Origin of the sequence: Mycobacterium sp. 1164985.4 (assembly GCF_001668575.1) — a bacterium.
GTDB lineage: Bacteria > Actinomycetota > Actinomycetes > Mycobacteriales > Mycobacteriaceae > Mycobacterium.
Map to the genome: position 1 here is coordinate 58,954 of NZ_LZMD01000108.1, position 17,284 is coordinate 76,237.

Here is a 17,284-nt window from a genome sequence, read left to right on the forward strand (position 1 = left end):
CACGGCCCGCTGTTTGAAACGCATAGCAAAACTATGTAATCTGGACGACATGACCCAGACGCTCGGAGCTGATCTGCTGTCCGTGGTCGCCCGGATCAACCGATTGGCCACACAGCGGGTTCGTCTGCCCCTCGGATACGCCCAAGCACGACTGCTGTCCACGATCGAGGACCAGGGCGAAGCCCGTATCTCCGATCTCGCCGCGCTCGACCACTGCTCGCAGCCCACGATGACGACGCAGGTTCGTCGCCTCGAGGACGCGGGCATGGTGTCGCGAGCGGTGGATCCCGAGGACGCCCGCGCCGTGCTGATCCGCATCACCCCGAAGGGGGTGGACACCCTTCGGCAGGTGCGGTTGGACCGCGGTGCGGCGATCGATCCATACCTCGAACGGCTCGATGCCTCCGACCGGGAGACGCTCGGCGAGGCGGTGCGCGTCTTGCGCCGGCTTCTCGACGATGCGTCGTCGCCGAACACGATCACCAATTAACCCTTAAGGAGAGTTCGCCCGTATGTGGCGTCAACCCAAAGCTGTCTGGGCAGTTGCCTTCGCGTGCGTCGTCGCGTTCATGGGCATCGGTCTCGTCGATCCGATCCTCAAGCCCATCGCCGAAACGCTCAACGCGTCGCCGTCCCAGGTGTCGTTGTTGTTCACCAGTTACATGGCGGTCATGGGCGTGGCCATGCTCATCACCGGCGTGGTGTCCAGCCGCATCGGCCCCAAGCGCACGCTGCTGTTGGGACTGGTCGTCATCATCGTCGGCGCCGGCCTGGCCGGAATGTCCGCCGATGTGATGGAAATCGTTGGCTGGCGTGCACTTTGGGGTCTCGGCAATGCGTTGTTCATCGCCACGGCGCTGGCGACGATCGTGAGCTCGGCGCGCGGGTCTGTGGCCCAGGCGATCATCCTCTACGAGGCGGCGCTGGGGTTGGGCATCGCGGTGGGGCCGCTCGTCGGTGGTCTGCTGGGGTCGATCTCGTGGCGCGGACCGTTCTTCGGGGTGTCGGCGCTGATGGCGTTCGCGCTCGTGGTCACGGCCTTCCTGTTGCCGTCGACGCCGCGCGCCGAACGCGCGACAACGCTGGCCGATCCCTTCCGCGCGCTACGTCATCGCGGCCTGCTCGGCGTGGCGATCACCGCGCTGCTGTACAACTTCGGCTTCTTCACCCTGCTGGCGTTCACGCCGTTCCCGCTCGACATGAGCGCCTATCAGATCGGCCTGATCTTCTTCGGCTGGGGCGTCGCGCTGGCCTTCACGTCGGTGGTGGTGGCGCCGCGGCTTCAGCACCGGTTCGGCACCGTGCCCGTGCTGCTGGTCAACCTGTTGGCGATGACGGCGACGCTGCTGGTGATGGCCGTCGAGACCAACAACAAGGCCGTGCTCGCGACGTGCGTGGTGGTCGCGGGGTTGTTCATCGGCATCAACAACACGCTGATCACCGAGACCGTGATGAAGGCCGCGCCGGTCGAGCGCGGCGTCGCCTCGGCGGCCTACAGTTTCGTGCGGTTCTCCGGCGCCGCGCTGGCGCCGTGGCTGGCGGGCGTGCTCGGCGAGCAGGTCAACGTCCACATGCCGTATTGGGTCGGCGCGGGCGCCGTACTGCTCGGCGCGGGCGTGCTCGCGCTCACCCGCTCGCACCTCGCGGGCATCGACGTCGAGGAGCGAGAACTCGACGCGTTCAGCGAGGCGACCGCGGTGACCGTCGGCGACAGCTGATCAACTGCGCGGGAACCGCAGCATGCGGCGGGCGTTCTCCTCGACAATCAGCGCACACTCCCCGTCCGGAACGCCGGCCAACACCTCCGCGGCCCGCTTGCGCGAGTTCGGCCAGTTCGAATCCGAATGCGGGAAGTCGATTTCGAGCGTGATGCGGTCGACGCCGATGGTGTACCGGTTCTCCAGGCCGTGCTCGTCATCGATGAAGCAGCCGTAGAAGTGCGATCGGAACAGATCCGAAGGGCGCGAGTCGAAGTCGATCGGCTGGTAGTACCGGTGCCGCTCCCACACGTAGTCGGCGCGTTCCAGGATGTAGGGCACCCATCCGATACCGCCCTCGGACAGCGAGAACTGCAGATCCGGAAACTTCTGCAGCTTGCCGGAGAACAGCAGATCGACGGTGGTCCACATCAGGTTCGTCGAGAACAGCGTGATCGCCACCGCGAACGGCGCGTCCGGTAGGGCCGGCGCCGGCGAGTTGGCCAGCGCCGAATACGAAAATCCCGGAACGAACGAGCCGGAGCCGAAGTGCAGCGACACCGGCATTTTCGCGTCGGAGCACACCTGCCACAGTCCGTCCCAGTGGTCGGAGTGGAACGAGGGCAGGCCCATCGGCACGGGACTGTCGGGGAATGACACGGTGCGCGCACCCTTTTCGGCGACGCGTTCGGCCTCAGCGACGGTTTCGTCGATGTCCCACACCGGCAGGATCGCCAGCGGAATGTAGCGCTCCGGGGCGGTGGCGCACCACTCGTCGATGTAGAAGTCGTTCCACGCCTTGACGCACAGCAGCGCGAGTTCCTTGTCCTGGCCGCGGAAGAACGTGCTGCCGCCGAATCCCGGGAACGACGGAAAGCACAGCGCAGCCTGCACGCCGTCGAGATCCATGTCCGCGATGCGGGCCACCGGGTCGTAACAGCCCGGGATCATGTCCTCGTAGCGGACGGGATCCATCCCCCACTCCTCGGGCGGCTTGCCCGCGACCGCGTTGAGGCCGATTGTCGGCAGGATCTGCCCGTCGTAACTCCACAGATGCCGGCCTTCGATTTCCACGATGCGCGGGCCGTTTTCGTGAAATCTCGCCGGTAGCCGGTCCTGCCAGACGCGCGGATGTTCGATCAGGTGGTCGTCGACCGAGACGATCTGATGGTTGTCCTGCAATGGCATGGTGTGCCTCCTAAGCTCTCGGTAACGTGGGCTGCATGGAAGATGCGGAATCGTCTGAGGGTCCCGGCACGACGCGCAAGCGGGTCGACGAGGACGACCACGACCTGCTCACGTTCGGTGAAGTCGGTGAACGGCTCCGCATCGAAATCGCCTCCGCCCGAACCGCTGTCGAGCAATCGGAGTCCAGCGGCGACGCCGCCGCCCTCGAACAGGCCCGCGCGCGCCTGGCCGCGCTCGAGTCCGCCGCCAAGCGCAACAGCGCCGGAGGCATCAACGACGCGAACTTCGAGAAGTTCTTCGGGTATTCGGGCACCGCGAAACGCAATCTGCCCGAGTAGCCGTTCGTCGCGCGCACTGTTGTCACCGTTCTCATGGCCGCGGTGGGCAGGGTGGATTCGGTCCCACTCCACACATCCCGTGATGGATGTAGCTGGGCACGTCGACGGCCGGTGGCTGCACCTCGGCGTGCTGGTTGACCAGGTTGAAGCCCAGGTTGAACACCAGCATGATCAGGTTGAACACCGCTGTGAGCGCCAGGATTCGCACCCCGGTGACCGTGCGCTTGTTCTTCAGCTGGTCGATGCCGATGTCGGAGATCATCCGGCCGTTGCGGTCGCGCAGACAGTAGATGGCGATGGACGAGACGCTGACCAGGCCGCCGAAGACGATGCCTTCGTACAGCGGGAACTGGTACATGGTGCCTTTGAAGATCGACCAGGTGTCGTCCACGCGCAGGTAGGTCCACAACCCGATGCGGTGGAAATACTGCTCCAACACGATGTCGAGCACGATGAACAGCACCAGCATCGCCGCCAACACGCCCGCGGTGTTGATGCGCGGCCACACTTTTCGCATCCGGGCGATCACCTGATCGATGCCCATGATGGCCAACGGTGTCAGCAGGATGTAGCTGGCGAGGAAGTAGATGATCGGCTGCGGGTTCTCGGCGCCCTTGTCCACCCATCCGGGGATGAACTCACCCCACGTGCCCATGTTGAAGAAGCCCGCGTTGTACCCGAACACGGGCCGCACGGCGTTCACGCCGGGGTCCTGCCAAGCGGCGAGCAGCCACGCCACCACGAAGATGCCGACGGGCGGAAGTTGCCTGTCGCGCCGGGTCTTTCGGATCATCCAGATCAGGAAGACCACGCCGCCGATCATGCATCCGATCTCCCAGAACCGGATCCAGGCGATGCTCGACGCGGGGATCGGGTCGGGCCCGGTGGGCGCCGGCGCGAACTTGTCCGAGAAGACCCAGCGTCCGTAGACGTAGAGCTGGAACACCACGAAGAGCGCCCCCAGCCGGGCCAGCCAGACGATCGGGGGCGAGTCGCGGTAGGTCTTGGTGGGCTCGGGGAGGAACTCGGGGGCGTCGGTGTGGTGGTGGGTGGTCACGTGACTGCTCCTGTCCGCGTGAAGGCCTCGATGACCTTCGTGCTGTACTGCCTGCGCCGTCGCGGGCTGACGAGAAAACCTGGCGGGGAATGGAATCCGAGGTCGGGAAGCGCGTTGCGGGCGGCGAGCATCGCGCGCGCCTGCTCGGTGTCGCCGCACGCCGCCATCGCCCACAGCATGTCGTCGGTGACGTGCCTGCCGATCGCGCGCGCGTCTCCCCCGGCGAAGTCCGCCCGGATCGCGGCCACCTGGTCCTGCCAGCCATGCAGGGCGACCAGCGAGTCGTAGGTCTTGACGGTCAGATAGAACGCGATCTGCAGCTTGGCGTCGTCGATCGCGCGCTGGGGGTCCTCGTCGTCGATCGCGGTGATCACCCAGCCCCACCGCAACAGGCTCGCGGGGTCGCGGCCGGCGCGTTGCGCACCCAGCGCCAGATTCGGCTCAACGATTTCGGTCCACCATCGGTCGGTGAACAACCCGTGTCCGAGGACGCCGTCGGCCACACCGCCCACGGTGCGCAGCATGTGGACATTGAACGCACCCAACAGTATCGGCACCTCGATCCGTCCCAGGACAGGCGCTTGGATCCGGGCGTCGATGTGGTAGAAGTCGCCGTCGAAGGCGATTCGCTCACCGTTGTCCGCCTCCAGAAACGCCCGGATGCAGCGCACCAGCTCGGCCATCCGCGGCGCCGGATGTGAGGAGTCAACCCCGAACCAGTCGCGGTTCATCCGGCCCGTTCCCGCGCCCAGCCCGAGGAACACCCGGCCGGGCGCGATCTTGTCCAGGTGCCGGGCGGCCGCGGCGTGGACGAACGGCGACCGGGCGAACGCGTATGCGATGCCCGGCCCGATGCGCGCGGTGGTGGTTTCGTGCGCCATCTCCGACGCAGTGACATACGCGCCGGTGTCGGCGAACTCGCCCGCGCAGAATGCCGCTGCTCCAGCGGATTCGGCCTGTCTCGCGAGTTCACCGCCCGGCCACGGCATCGCCCACTGCATCGGCACGTCCGATCAGAACTTCAGGGTGGCGCCGGCGTCGACCTTGAGCTGCAGCCCCGTCACGTAACGGGATTCGTCGGAGGCCAGGTAGCAGATGCCGTGCGAGATGTCCTCGGGTTCCACGTAGGGAATCGGCATGCCCTGCATCATCGGGAAGGTCAGGATCGCGTCGTCGAGCGACGGATGCTCGAGGTCGGGCCGGAACATCTTGTACATCGACTCGTTGTGCAGCATCGGGGTGTTGACGTTGGTCGGGTGCACCACGTTGACCCGGATCGATTTCGGAGCCAACTGAGTGGCCAGCGCCATCGTGTACTTGTCGATGAACTGCTTGGCCAGGTTGTAGCCCGCTCCCCCGGAGCCGTTCGGGCCCATGCTCGCTGCCGGGCCGGCCTTTTCGGCCAGCAGCCCGGCCACCGATCCCACCGTGATGATCGATGCGCCGGCCGAAAGGTACGGCAAGGCAACGTGGATTGTGTTCACCACGCCGAGGAAGTCGACGTCGAAAGCGTTGGCGAAGGCGTCGATGGGCTGGTCGGAACCGAGCGGACAGATGCCGGCGTTGGCGACAACCACATCGAGCTTGCCGAGTTCTCCCACCGCGGACTTCAGCGCGTCGGCGAGCGCGGCGCGGTCACGCACGTCGACGACGGCCGTCACCGCTCGGCGACCGGTCTTCTCAACCTCTCGGCCGGCCTCCTCGAGGTCGTGCTCGGTGGACAGCGCGTATTCGTTGTGTTCGACGTCGCCGCAGATGTCGAAGAGGATGATGTCGGCGCCTTCCTCGGCAAGCCGCACGGCATGCGACCGGCCCTGCCCTCGGGCGCCACCGGTGATGAGGACGACCTTGTCCTGCACTCTGCCCACGTTCGTTTCCTTTCGTCGGATATCTATCGGCCGGTCGTGTCGAGTTGTTCTCTGAGACGGTGCTTTTGCACCTTGCCGCTGATGGTGCGCGGGAGCTCCGGGACCACCACGATGCGTTCGGGGGTCTTCTGGCGGGCCAGCCCGCAGGCCGCGAAGTGCGCTGCGGCGTCGGCGGTGTCGAAGGATCTGCCCTCCTGGAGCACGACGAACACACAGACCCGTTCGCCGTATTTCTCGTCGGGGGCGCCCACCGCGGCGGCTTCGGCCACTGCGGGGTGGCTGCTGACGACGTCCTCGACTTCCTTCGACGAGATGTTCTCGCCGCCCCGCACGATGATGTCCTTCTTGCGGTCGGTGATGGTCAGGAAACCGTCGGCATCCATGCGCCCGACGTCTCCGGTGCGGAACCAGCCGTCGACGAAGCCGGCCTCGGTGAAGCGGGGGTCGGTATAGCCCCGGAACAGTTCCGGTCCCTGCGTGAGGATTTCACCGTCGGCTCCGGTTGGCACGTCGCGACCGTGCTCGTCGACCAGTCGGATCTGGGTGCCCGGAGCGATCCGGCCGTCGGTGTCGGCCCTCTTGTCCAACGGATCCTCCGGGCGGCCGACGCTGATCGTGGGGTGTTCGCTGGACCCGTAGCAGCGGTAGGCGCCGATGCCGAACCGATCCGCGCGCCGGATCAGCGTGCCCGCGACGCCGGCGGCTCCGGTGGTGTACTCGCGCAGGCTCGACACATCGAGGCCATCGCGCTCGGCGACGTCGAGAATGCCACCGAGGTGGATCGGTGCACCGGCGGAGACGCTCACGCCGTGCTGGGCGATGAGCCGGGCGGCGGCTTCGGGGTTCCACGCGTCCATGGCGATCGTGTTCCCGGCGCGGCACAGCATGCGCAGGATGCCCAGGGCCCCGGCGATGTGTCCGGCCGGGAACACCGCCAGCGTGCTCTGGTCGACGTCGGTGTGGCGCAGCGCATCCATCGCACGCAGTTCCCCCAGCAGCGAGCCGTGGGTGTGCTGGACGCCCTTGGGCTCGGCGGTCGTCCCCGAGGTGTAGACCAGTACCGCGCGGCTGTCTGATTCAGGGTGAAACTGCGTGAAATCCGTTGCCGGCGTTCGGGTCAGCTCTTCGATGGGGATGGTGCCCGCGGCCGCGCCGCCCACCACGATGCGGTGCCGCAGCTCGGGCAGGTCGGCCAGTGCCGCCACGGTCGCACCGGTATCGCGGTTGCGGAGCTCGCGCGCCAGCACGATGGCGCGCGCCCCCGACTGTCGGGCGATGAAGGCGACCTCGGCCGGCCCGTAGATCGGCACGATGGGCAGCACCACCGCACCGCACAGCCAGGCCGCGGCGTGGACGGAGAAGCATTCGCGCCAATTCGGCAATTGGACGGCGACGATGTCACCCGGCCGGATCCCCAGCCCCGCCAGACCGGCCGCCAACCGCATGCTCTCGTCGAACAGTTCGGCGGTGGTGAACCGATCGGGACGGTCCGCGCTGTGCACCATGACCGCGGTGTCAGGGTGTTCGCGGATGAACCCGGCGATCTCGTCGGGGATGTTGTCCGCGGATGCCACCGCCGGGCGGCCGGATTCGGTCAGCACGACAACAGCACGCATCCGGCTATCGGGCCGCCCCCTGCGGAAGCGACGGCGACTTCGGGGCGTTTGGGTATCGCCGTGTCGGTGGCCAACCCGCGCAACTGCTGGCACGCCTCGTACAGCACCCAGTACCCGTGCATCCGACCCGCCGAGAGCTGACCGCCATAGGTGTTCAACGGCAGCTCACCGTCGCGCGCGATGCGCGCACCGCCGTCGACGAACGGACCGCCCTCGCCGTCGGCGCAGAAGCCCAGGGCCTCCAGCCATGCCAGCGTGAGATAACTGAAGCCGTCGTACAACTCGGCCAGAGCGACGTCAGTAGGTTTGAGGTCGGTCTGCGACCACATGTCGGCTGCCGCGTCGTGCATCGCCATCTTCGGATAGTCGGGGCGGCCGGTCCATCCGCCGATGCCCGACGCGCCGCCCGCGGCTTCGATGGTGACCGCCCCGTTAGGCGCGTCGGCGCGGTGTTCGGCATGCGAGAGCACCAGCGCGATCGAACCGTCGACCGGCACGTCACAGTCCAACAGGCCGAACGGTGTGGAGATGGGCCTGGCATCCAGATACTGCTGCATGGTCATCGGGTCGCGGTACACCGCCAGGGGATTACGCGCGGCGTTGCGCCGGGCGTTCAGGGCGATCCAGCCGAGTTGCTCTTTGGTGGTGCCGTAGCGGTCCATGTGGGCACGGCAGTGCATGGCGAGCCAGTTGGCGGCCGAATACGCGTGTGCGGCAAGCAGATAGCCGACCTCGGTCATGTCCATCCCGCCTGCGGGGCGCTTAGCCCCGGACTCCGGCGGCCGGTCGGCAGCACGGCGATCCACGGTGCCGCCGATCATTTGCACGGTCCGGTACACGAGCACATGGCGCGCCCTGCCCTCGGCGATCAAATCACGAGCCATGACCAGCGGGGTCAGTAACCCGTTGAGGCCCATTGCCGGCCCGTATTCACCGACCTGGGCGATGCCCAGCGCGCAGGCCGCCTCCTCTGCGGGAGTGTCACCGAGCGTGAGCACGCCGTCGATGTCGCCTGGCGTCAGACCTGCGTCGGCGATGGCCGCCGAGGCCGCGGAGACGGTGAGATCCAGCGCCGGAATGCCGGTGCGGCGGCCGATCGCGGAGATTCCGGCGCCCGAGATGACCGGCAGGCGCGGCGGGCTGGACATCCGTCCTCCTTCGGATCAATGAACTTAATCAGTGTACTTTTATGTTGTGTCCGACGCCTCGGTTACTCCGGTTTCTTCACACGCCCCGCGCATCCTGCCGCCGCTCGACGACACTTCGCGCCCGTACTGGACCGGCGGCGCCGAGGGCCGGCTGCTCATGGCCCACTGCGCGGCCTGCGCGCGTTACTTTCATCCCCCACGGCCGACCTGCCCGACGTGCGGCGCGGATCCGGGGTTCGTCGCGGTATCGGGCCGCGGCACCGTGTTCACGTTCACCGTGTGTCATCAGCAGTTCAATCCGAGCGTGCCGACACCGTTCGTGGTGGCCCTGGTCGAACTCGCCGAACAACCCGGGCTGCGACTGACCGCCAATATCGTCGACTGCGATCCCGATGCGGTGCAATCCGGGATGCCGGTCGCGGTCCGGTTCGAACAACACGGCGAGGCATGGGTTCCGGTGTTCGCGCCGGTCACTTGATCAACGGGTCGCGCGGCAATCCCAGGATGCGCTCGGCGATTTGGTTGCGTGTGATCTCCGAAGTGCCGCCCGCGATGGTCATTCCGCGCGACGCCAGCACCATGAAACCGGGGTATTTTCCGGGACCGCTGACAAGCGCGACGTCGGGTCCGACGAGTTCGGCCGAGAGGCTCGCCCTCGCAACCACGTGTTCGGCGATCAGGAGTTTGGTGACGTTGCCCTCGGGCCCGGGCTCGGCGCCGACCACGCTACGCACCACCCGGCGCAGGTTCAGCAGTCGCAGCGCGTGGTCGTCGGCGAGGAACCTGCCCGCCCGTTCGGGCGCGGCCGCCATCCGGTCGCCGTAGCGCTGCGTCAGGTCGACCACCATTCCCACGGCACCCTGAGTGCCCGGTAGCCCCCCGCCGATGCTGACCCGTTCGTTGCCGAGCGTCGCCCGGGCCACCCGCCATCCGTCGTTCGGCTCACCGACCACGTCACCGTCGGGCACGAAAACGTCGTTGAAGAAAACCTCGTTGAACTCAGAGCCCCCGGTGATCTGGCGCAACGGACGCACTTCGACCCCCGGGGCGTTCATGTCGATGATGACGGTGGTGATGCCCGCGTGCTTGGCCGCCGTGGGATCGGTGCGCACGGTCGCCAAACCGTAACGGCAATACTGCGCGCCGCTGGTCCAGACCTTCTGCCCATTGATGATCCAGCCACCGTCGGTGCGCGTTGCCTTTGTACTCACCGCCGCCGCGTCCGAACCGGCGCCGGGTTCGGAGAACAGCTGGCACCACACGTGTTCGCCGGTCAGTGCCGGGCGCACCAACCGGTCGATCTGATCGGCGGTGCCGTGCTGGATCATGGTCAACACCACCCAGCTGGTGATGCCGAACTCCGGTCGCTTGATGCCGGCCTCGGCCATCTCCTGCTCGATGACCAGTTGCTCGACGGCACCGGCCGCCCGACCCCACGGCTTCGGCCAGTGCGGCATGACGTAGCCGGTCTCGATCATCCTCTCCCGCAACTGTTTCGGCTCCAGTCCCGACCAGGAGGAGAACTCCGCGCGAACCTCTTCGCGCAACCGTTCGGCCTCGGGGGGCAGATCGACCGAATTCTCGCGGACGACGCCCTTGGCGGTCAGTTCGTAGACGTCGAGCGGTGCGTCCCGCCCCCCGAGCAACCCGCGCACCGTGATGGCCCGCCGCAGGTGCAGGTGCGCGTCGTGCTCCCACGTGTATCCGATGCCGCCGTGTACCTGGATGTTCAGTTCGGCGTTGTGGACGTAGGCGGGGAAGGCCAGCGTCGCCGCGCAGGCCGCCATCAACGCGAACTCCTGCTCCCCCGCATTGGCCGCCCGCGCCGCGTCCCACACTGTCGCGCCCGCCGATTCGGCCGCCACCAGCATGTTGGCGAGATGATGCTTGACCGCCTGGAAGGTGCCGATGGTGCGCCCGAACTGCTCGCGTACCTTGGCATACTCGACGGCCGCGTCGACGCAATCATGCGCTCCGCCAACGGCTTCGGCAGCGGCGATCGTCCTGGCCATCGCCCGCGCGATGGCTGCGGCGCCGGGCAACACCTCGGCGGCGCCGATCGCGACGTCGGTCAGCGTGACGCGCGCCGTGCGCCGGGTGGGATCGAGGTTGGTCTTCACGTCGACGGTGACGCCGTCACCCGCGGCCGGCAGCACCAACACGTCCTCCCCGACGGCCAATACCAACAGGTCGGCCAGTCCCGCGCCGAGGACCACACCCGCGTCGCCGGTGCAGTGTGAGCCGTCGGAGGACAGCGCGGTACTGAATCCCACGCCCGCGGTCGAGGTGCCGTCGACCAGGCCCGGCAGCCAGCGGCCACGTTGCTCCTCGGTGCCCGCGGCCGAGATGATCGCCGACGCGATCACCGTCGGGACGAACGGTCCGGGTGCGACCGCACGACCGAATTCCTCTGTCACCAAGACGAGTTCGGGCAGGCCGCATCCCGCGCCGCCGTACTGCTCCGGCACGTGCAGGCCGAGCCATCCCAAGCCGGCCAGTTCGGACCAGAAGTCGGGCCGTTCCTCGGCGTCGGCATCCAACAGCGCCCTGGCGGACGCGCGCGCACCCCGCGCGCCGAGGAAGGACCGCGCGACCTCGGCTAGCTCACGGTGGTCGTCGGTGATGGCGATGCCCATCGATGCACTCCTGTTTCGCTCGAATCGTGAAGTTCCGGCCAGGTCCGCTGCCGAAGCGCTCCGGAGGCGGTTCTGGTGAGGTAGTCGTCACGCTTGATGCCGCGCCACACTTGAGTGACGTAGTCGCGCTCGTCGAGTTCACCGCGGCCGACCAACTCCGCCAACGCGGCCCGTCCCGACGGCACCGAAGCCGGGTTTGTACCGAGCAATTCGCGGAGCTCGGCGAGTTCGGCGGCGTCGACCTGGGCGCCGACCCGATCCACCTCGGCGAGGTACTTGACCAGCCGGGCGGCGCCCTTGACGTAGCGGGTGGCCAACGGGTCGGTGGACCGTCCGGCCGCATCGGACAATGCCGCCGCGGTGGCGGCGTACACGGGCGCCCGCTCGGATTCCTGTTCCTCGTCGGGGAATTCGACATCGACGTCGGGGATGCCGACCACCCGGGCCAGCGCCTCGACCAGCAGGCGACGGTGCAGCATGCCGTAGATCAGGCTGTTGCCGGCGTCCGGCGAACGGGCGGGCACCGACGCCCGCGCGTCGACGCCCCCTGGATTCATCGACGCCAGCCGCGTCTCGGCGAACAACCGGTAGTACCAGACCCGGGCTTCGTCGACCGCATGGCCGGACAGCCGCTCGTATTCGGCGATGCGGTCGGGGAAATGGGTGAAGGTGTCCTGCACGGTGCGCAGGGACAGCCACGCGATGTCGTCCATCGGGTCACCGAAATGGGCCAGTTCCCAATCCACGATCGCGGTCACCGCGCCGTCGGCGTACATGAAATTGCCGGGCCCGGTGTCGCCCTGGACCAGCACAGTCGGTCCTTCGTACTCGGGGATGTTGCGCTCGAGCCAGTCGATGCAGAACGACACCAGCGGCGCCGGCTTCCCGCACGCCGCAACGCGTTCCCGCATCATTACCAGTTCGGCCCGCACATGTCCTGGCACCGGACCCGCCGATCCCAGGCTCGGGATGTTCAGCGCGCCGGCATCGATGCGGTGCAGGTAGGCCAGTTTGGCGATGAAGTCCTGCGCGATGCGGACCTGGTCGCCGGGATCCTTGATCAGCCGGAACCAGGTGTCGCCGCCGACGCGTTCCAGCAATACCGCCTGTTGGTCCGGATGCGCGGCCAGCACGCGCGGCACCGTCACGCCGTGGCGCCACAACTCCCCCATGATCTCCGCCTCGACCTGCAAGGAGTGAAAGGCGCTGCCCGGCTTGGGCGGATTCGGGTCGTAACGCAGGAACAACTGCTCGTCACCGCCCGCACCGTATGCGTCGACGAACCAGGCCTGCCTGCTGGCGCCACCGGGTACCTGCTTGAGCTCGACACGTTCGGCGCCGGCGGTCTGCCGGATCCACTGCAGCAGCTCGTCGGAGATCGCTTGGGCGCCGCTCATGAGCGTGCACCCGACTTCGCCGCGGCGGCGGCCAGCCACGCCTTCACCGCCGCACGGTGCTCCGCGGTCATGCCGCTGCGCACCATGCGCTCGCTTTCGGACGACAATGCCTCTTCGAGCGGAAGACACTGTGCGTCGAGGACGTTGGCCTTGGTCCCGGCGAAGGCGGATGTCGGCCCTGCGGCGATCTGCGCGGCCCAGCGGATCGCCGAGTCCCGCAGGTCGGCGTCGTCGACGACCCGGTTGAACAAGCCGAGACGCTGTCCGGCCTCCGCGTCGACCGGCTCATCGGCGATCAACAGTTCGAGCGCCTTGGCCGGTCCGAGCAACCGGGTGAGGAACCAGGCCCCGCCGAAATCACCGGAGAATGCGAGCTTCGACCACCCGGGGATGAGCCGCGCCGATCGTGCCGCGATGCGCAGATCGGCGGCGAGCGCGATGCTCATGCCCGCGCCGACGGCCGCACCGGGTAGCGCGGCTATCGTGACCTTGGGCATGCGATGCAGCAGGGTCACCATTCTGGCGTTGTCGGCCAGCTGCGTGGACTGCGCGCGCACCTTGGCCTCGACGTCGACCCCATCACCCCGCTTGTCCGGTGCCTGCTTGCCCGAATTACCGTCCCGCACATCGCCACCCGCGCAGAACGCGTTGCCCGAGCCCGTGATCAGCACGCTGCCGATCGCATCGTCGGCGGCGAACCGTTCGAGCAGGCGCGGCACTGCGACGTACATCTCGGCGTGCAGCGCATTGCGCCGCTCCGGCCGGTTGAGGGTGATGATCCCAACCCCGTCGACGACCTCGGCCAGCACGGTGTCGGTGCCGGTTTCGATCGGGTGAGCCGACGTCACCGCCGCGCTTTTCCGATCAGTTCGTTGTGCCGGTCGAGCATCGCGGCGGCCTTGCGGCGCAAGTCCTCATCCGGAGTAGGGAGAACCACCGGGCCGTGCTCGCGGCTGGGCAGCGCGACGGTGGCGGTGGCCGGAGCGGTGACCTCCCCGCGCTGGCTGGTGCAGCAGAAATCAAGATCCACCAGGGCATTTCCGTTCTCCATGCGCTTGCCGACCACCTCACCGGTGATGAATTGCGTATCCCCGATGAAGTTGAACTTGCGCATCTCGTCGTGCTGGCGCACCAGCCACCCGTCGTCGCCCATCCAGTCGGTGACGAAGTGGGTGAGCCAGCACTCGCGCATCACGCCGTAGTCGTAGGCCATCGGGTTGCCGATGGACTGCGACCACTCGTTCTCCCAGTGCAGGCGCTGAGCGACGTCGGGGATGCCCGCGGCGTTCTTGATGTAGAACTTCGGCACCCGCTGGCGGTTCTTGTAACCGATCCGTGCCGCGCCGATCCCGTACGGCCCGAAACCGTAACCGCCCGAGTGGAAGCTGATGACGTCGGTGAGTGTCAGCGGGCCCTTGACCATCTTCGGCAGCGGCTCGCCGACCTCGACGTCCTCCCAGTACCGCGGCTCCGCGCCGCGCGGGCCCTCGGCGGCATAGATCTCGTCGATCTCGGCGATCTGCTCGTCGGTGTAGGTCGCGGGCTTGATGTCCATGTACTTGCCGCGCTCACGCGAGCGCTGGCGCTCGGTCGCGATCAGGATGATGCGAGCGACCGCGACCACCTCGGCGCGCTGGTTCACCTTGACCTGGCGCAGGATGCGGATGATCGATCGGCCCGCGTATTCGCTGTGCTTCTCCTCGATCGACTCCAGGCCACCGAAGCCGTACAGCGAATCCCCCGGCCGCACGGGCTGGTACCACTCGGTGGTCTGACCCGAGACGAAGACGTGGATGCCGGAGAACAGCCCCCTCGTGGCCCTGCGGATGTCTTCGGGAATCGGATCGCCGAGCATCTTCTTCGACATCGCCGAGAAGATCATCGGCGGTGCGATCACCCCGCCCCACCGGGTGTCGGCGGCATAATCCGGATCGCAGAACAACGGATTGTCGTCGCCTGCCCCGCGGGCGAAGTTGCGGATCCCGTCGACGCTGGCCTCGCGGTAGAACTCGTCGATGCTCGTCGGCGCGTCGATGCCGATCAGCAGCTTCGCGCGCTCGATGTCCTCGTCCTTGATGGCGTGGTCGAATTCCTGCTGTTGCGTCTGTGTCATGTTCAGTACATCCGTATCGGTAGGTTGGTCAGTCCACGCAGCGACACCGTCGGCCGGTAATGCAGCCGCTCCGGCGCCGCCTTGAGCTCCCAGTTGGGAAAACGTCGCAGCAGGGTGCTCAACGCCGCGCGCCCCTCAAGCCTCGCGAGTTGATGCCCCAGGCAGTAGTGAATACCGAAGGCAAACCCGAAGTGACGGTTGGGTTTCCGAGTCAGATCCAGCGCATCCGGATCCTCGAACACCGTCTCGTCCCGGTTGGCGGAGATGATCGCTCCCAGCAGCTGTGAGCCGCGCGGAATGTGCACGCCGCGAATCTCCATGTCCTCCTTGGCCAGCCGGGCCGCGCCGTAGGCCACCGGGGCGGTGTAGCGCAACAGCTCCTCGATTGCGGTGGACTCGAGGAGTTCGGGCTGGCTGCGCAGCAGCTCCTGCTGTTCGGGGTGCTGGGTCAGCGCCAGCACGCTGCTGCCGATCAGGCTCGAGGTGGTGTCGTGGCCGGCCAACAGCAACAGGAACACCATGGCGACGGCTTCCTTGTGGCTGAGCTTGTCGCCACCTTCGTTGGCCCGCACGAGTTCTGAGATCAATCCGTCATCGGGGTTGACGCGGCGATCGGAGATCATCTCCTCGAACAGCCGGGACAGCTGGATCGAGTGATACGCACTGCGGAGCTGGCCGGCGCGGCGCCCCGCGTCGTCACCGAGCTTCTCCACCAGATCGTGGAACGTGTCGCGGTCCTTGTCGGCGATGCCGAGCATGGTGGCGATCACCGCCAGCGGCAGCTTGACGGCGAAGGCCTGAACCAGGTCGACGTCGCGTTCGGCCGCCACCTCGTCGGCGAGCTGTTCGGCGATCTTGTTGATGTCGGGCACCAGCGTGGTGACGAATTTCGGAGTGAAGGCCTTGTGCACCAACGTCCGTAGCCGCTTGTGATCGGGGTCGTCCCGGAAGACCATCGTCTGGGTCAGCATCCGGATCGACGACGGCAACATCCACGCGAACCGGCGCGCCGAGGTGTACTTGATGATGTCGTTGGAGAACCGATCGTCGCCGAACACCAGGCCGACATCCTCGTGCAGCGTCACCAGGTAGCCGCCCTTGCCCCGCAGCAGCAGCGGGGCGGTGGCCCACGAGATCGGCGCTTCCGCCCGCAGTTCGGCCATCCGCGCGAACGGATCGTCGAGCATCTGCCGGGTGCCCAGGTCCGTGTACGGCAACCCGGCCGGGCCAGGACTGGCTTTTGCGGACCGGGACGCCCTGGACGGTTTCGTCATGGTCACTCCCATCGGGGCCGACTCGCACCCCGGGCGCATTTCGGTCGCGCACCCAAACTGCCCATCTCATTTCCCCGTGTGTCAGTTGCGAATCCAATTTATTAGTACACTGAATACTATGATTTACGCTAGCCCCCAATCGGACATCGACCCGGGCACCTCCGATGGTGCGCTTCAGGCCATCGAATTCGCGGTCGGTTCGGACCACGTGGCCACGGTGACGTTGAACCGGCCCGACGCGATGAACGCCATCTCCGAACGGATGGCCCGCGAGCTGGTCTGGGTCTGGCAGACCGTGCGCGACACCGACGACATCCACGTGGTGGTGCTTCGGGCGGCGGGCGATCGGGCCTTCTGCACCGGTGTGGACGTCAAGGGCGACGGGGGCTGGTTCCTGAAGTCCAACGTGTGGAACAGCTTCGACCCCGGGGTGTGGGTGTCGCCGAAGATCGCGCACCGGTGCTGGAAGCCCGTGATCACCGCGGTCCACGGGCTGGTGGCCGGCGGCGGGCAGTACCTGCTCAACGAGGCCGACATCATCATCTGCTCCGAGGACGCCGCGTTCTTCGACCCGCACGCGAACGCGTCGATCGTCTCGGCGTTGGAACCGATCGGGATGCTGCAGCGCGGTGTTCCCCTCGGCGACGTGTTGCGTTGGGCGCTGATGGGGACCGAGGAACGCATCTCCGCCCAAACCGCGCTAAGGCTCGGACTGGTGACCGAGGTCGTCGAGCGCGAACAGCTCTGGGAACGCGCCCATCAGATCGCGGCGACCATCGCCGAGCGGAACACCACGGCAATCCAGGGAACCATCCGGGCGATATGGGAATCTCTTGACATGACCAGGTCGACCGCGCTGCAGAACGGCATGGCCTACACGCACATCGGCAACCCCCCGGTGGCCGAGAGACGCGCTACTCCACGGCGCAACGGACCACCGAGCTACCGGTGA

Annotated in this window: 16 protein-coding genes; 5 read left to right on the forward strand and 11 right to left on the reverse strand. The window is 67.1% G+C overall.

The window, feature by feature from the left end; genetic code table 11:
• The first annotated feature begins 49 nt into the window (after positions 1-49).
• The gene (locus tag A5650_RS23880; protein ID WP_067297835.1) at positions 50-490 is read left to right on the forward strand and encodes a MarR family winged helix-turn-helix transcriptional regulator; all 441 of its coding nucleotides are present in this window, start codon (positions 50-52) and stop codon (positions 488-490) included.
• A 22-nt stretch (positions 491-512) separates the two neighbouring features.
• Complete coding sequence (locus A5650_RS23885) at positions 513-1,718, forward strand: MFS transporter (protein ID WP_067297839.1); 1,206 nt, start codon at positions 513-515, stop codon at positions 1,716-1,718.
• Here A5650_RS23885 and A5650_RS23890 read toward each other — a convergent pair whose 3' ends face one another.
• On the reverse strand, positions 1,719-2,885 hold the full coding sequence (locus A5650_RS23890; RefSeq protein ID WP_067297843.1) for an amidohydrolase family protein: 1,167 nt from the start codon (positions 2,883-2,885) through the stop codon (positions 1,719-1,721).
• 35 nt (positions 2,886-2,920) lie between these two features.
• Here A5650_RS23890 and A5650_RS23895 point away from each other — a divergent pair, with 35 nt between their 5' ends.
• Positions 2,921-3,223, forward strand: coding sequence for an acyl-CoA synthetase (locus A5650_RS23895; protein ID WP_067297846.1), 303 nt, complete (start codon positions 2,921-2,923; stop codon positions 3,221-3,223).
• A gap of 31 nt (positions 3,224-3,254) precedes the next feature.
• Here the strand turns inward: A5650_RS23895 and A5650_RS23900 are convergent, their stop codons facing one another.
• From A5650_RS23900 to A5650_RS23920, 5 genes are read right to left on the reverse strand one after another with little or no spacing between them, the layout of a single operon-like run.
• On the reverse strand, positions 3,255-4,280 hold the full coding sequence (locus A5650_RS23900) for a spirocyclase AveC family protein (RefSeq protein ID WP_156744316.1): 1,026 nt from the start codon (positions 4,278-4,280) through the stop codon (positions 3,255-3,257).
• Complete coding sequence (locus tag A5650_RS23905) at positions 4,277-5,281, reverse strand: LLM class flavin-dependent oxidoreductase (RefSeq protein ID WP_067297993.1); 1,005 nt, start codon at positions 5,279-5,281, stop codon at positions 4,277-4,279. Before A5650_RS23905 ends, A5650_RS23900 begins: the two co-directional genes overlap by 4 nt.
• A gap of 12 nt (positions 5,282-5,293) precedes the next feature.
• The gene (locus tag A5650_RS23910) at positions 5,294-6,148 is read right to left on the reverse strand and encodes a mycofactocin-coupled SDR family oxidoreductase (RefSeq protein ID WP_067297849.1); all 855 of its coding nucleotides are present in this window, start codon (positions 6,146-6,148) and stop codon (positions 5,294-5,296) included.
• 23 nt (positions 6,149-6,171) lie between these two features.
• Entirely contained in the window at positions 6,172-7,764 is a 1,593-nt protein-coding gene (locus tag A5650_RS23915; RefSeq protein WP_082950917.1) for a class I adenylate-forming enzyme family protein, read from the reverse strand.
• Positions 7,743-8,912, reverse strand: coding sequence for a thiolase family protein (locus A5650_RS23920; protein ID WP_067297852.1), 1,170 nt, complete (start codon positions 8,910-8,912; stop codon positions 7,743-7,745). Before A5650_RS23920 ends, A5650_RS23915 begins: the two co-directional genes overlap by 22 nt.
• 46 nt (positions 8,913-8,958) lie before the next feature.
• On the opposite strand from A5650_RS23920, the gene A5650_RS23925 reads away from it, so the two are divergent.
• Positions 8,959-9,390, forward strand: coding sequence for a Zn-ribbon domain-containing OB-fold protein (locus A5650_RS23925; protein ID WP_067297855.1), 432 nt, complete (start codon positions 8,959-8,961; stop codon positions 9,388-9,390).
• Here the strand turns inward: A5650_RS23925 and A5650_RS23930 are convergent.
• The 5 genes from A5650_RS23930 to A5650_RS23950 are packed head-to-tail and all read right to left on the reverse strand — an operon-like array spanning position 9,383 to position 16,332.
• On the reverse strand, positions 9,383-11,548 hold the full coding sequence (locus A5650_RS23930) for an acyl-CoA dehydrogenase family protein (RefSeq protein ID WP_067297858.1): 2,166 nt from the start codon (positions 11,546-11,548) through the stop codon (positions 9,383-9,385). The genes A5650_RS23925 and A5650_RS23930 overlap by 8 nt on opposite strands.
• Positions 11,512-12,945, reverse strand: coding sequence for a phosphotransferase family protein (locus A5650_RS23935; RefSeq protein ID WP_067298000.1), 1,434 nt, complete (start codon positions 12,943-12,945; stop codon positions 11,512-11,514). Before A5650_RS23935 ends, A5650_RS23930 begins: the two co-directional genes overlap by 37 nt.
• Positions 12,942-13,793 (reverse strand): enoyl-CoA hydratase/isomerase family protein, encoded by an 852-nt coding sequence (locus tag A5650_RS23940; protein WP_067297861.1) that lies wholly within the window; start codon positions 13,791-13,793, stop codon positions 12,942-12,944. The genes A5650_RS23935 and A5650_RS23940 overlap by 4 nt, the downstream gene beginning before the upstream one ends.
• Positions 13,790-15,058 (reverse strand): FAS1-like dehydratase domain-containing protein, encoded by a 1,269-nt coding sequence (locus A5650_RS23945; protein ID WP_067297864.1) that lies wholly within the window; start codon positions 15,056-15,058, stop codon positions 13,790-13,792. The genes A5650_RS23940 and A5650_RS23945 overlap by 4 nt, the downstream gene beginning before the upstream one ends.
• A 2-nt stretch (positions 15,059-15,060) precedes the next feature.
• On the reverse strand, positions 15,061-16,332 hold the full coding sequence (locus tag A5650_RS23950) for a cytochrome P450 family protein (RefSeq protein WP_082950926.1): 1,272 nt from the start codon (positions 16,330-16,332) through the stop codon (positions 15,061-15,063).
• A 118-nt stretch (positions 16,333-16,450) separates the two neighbouring features.
• On the opposite strand from A5650_RS23950, the gene A5650_RS23955 reads away from it, so the two are divergent.
• A complete protein-coding gene (locus A5650_RS23955; RefSeq protein ID WP_082950918.1) occupies positions 16,451-17,284 on the forward strand; it encodes an enoyl-CoA hydratase/isomerase family protein in 834 nt (277 codons plus the stop codon).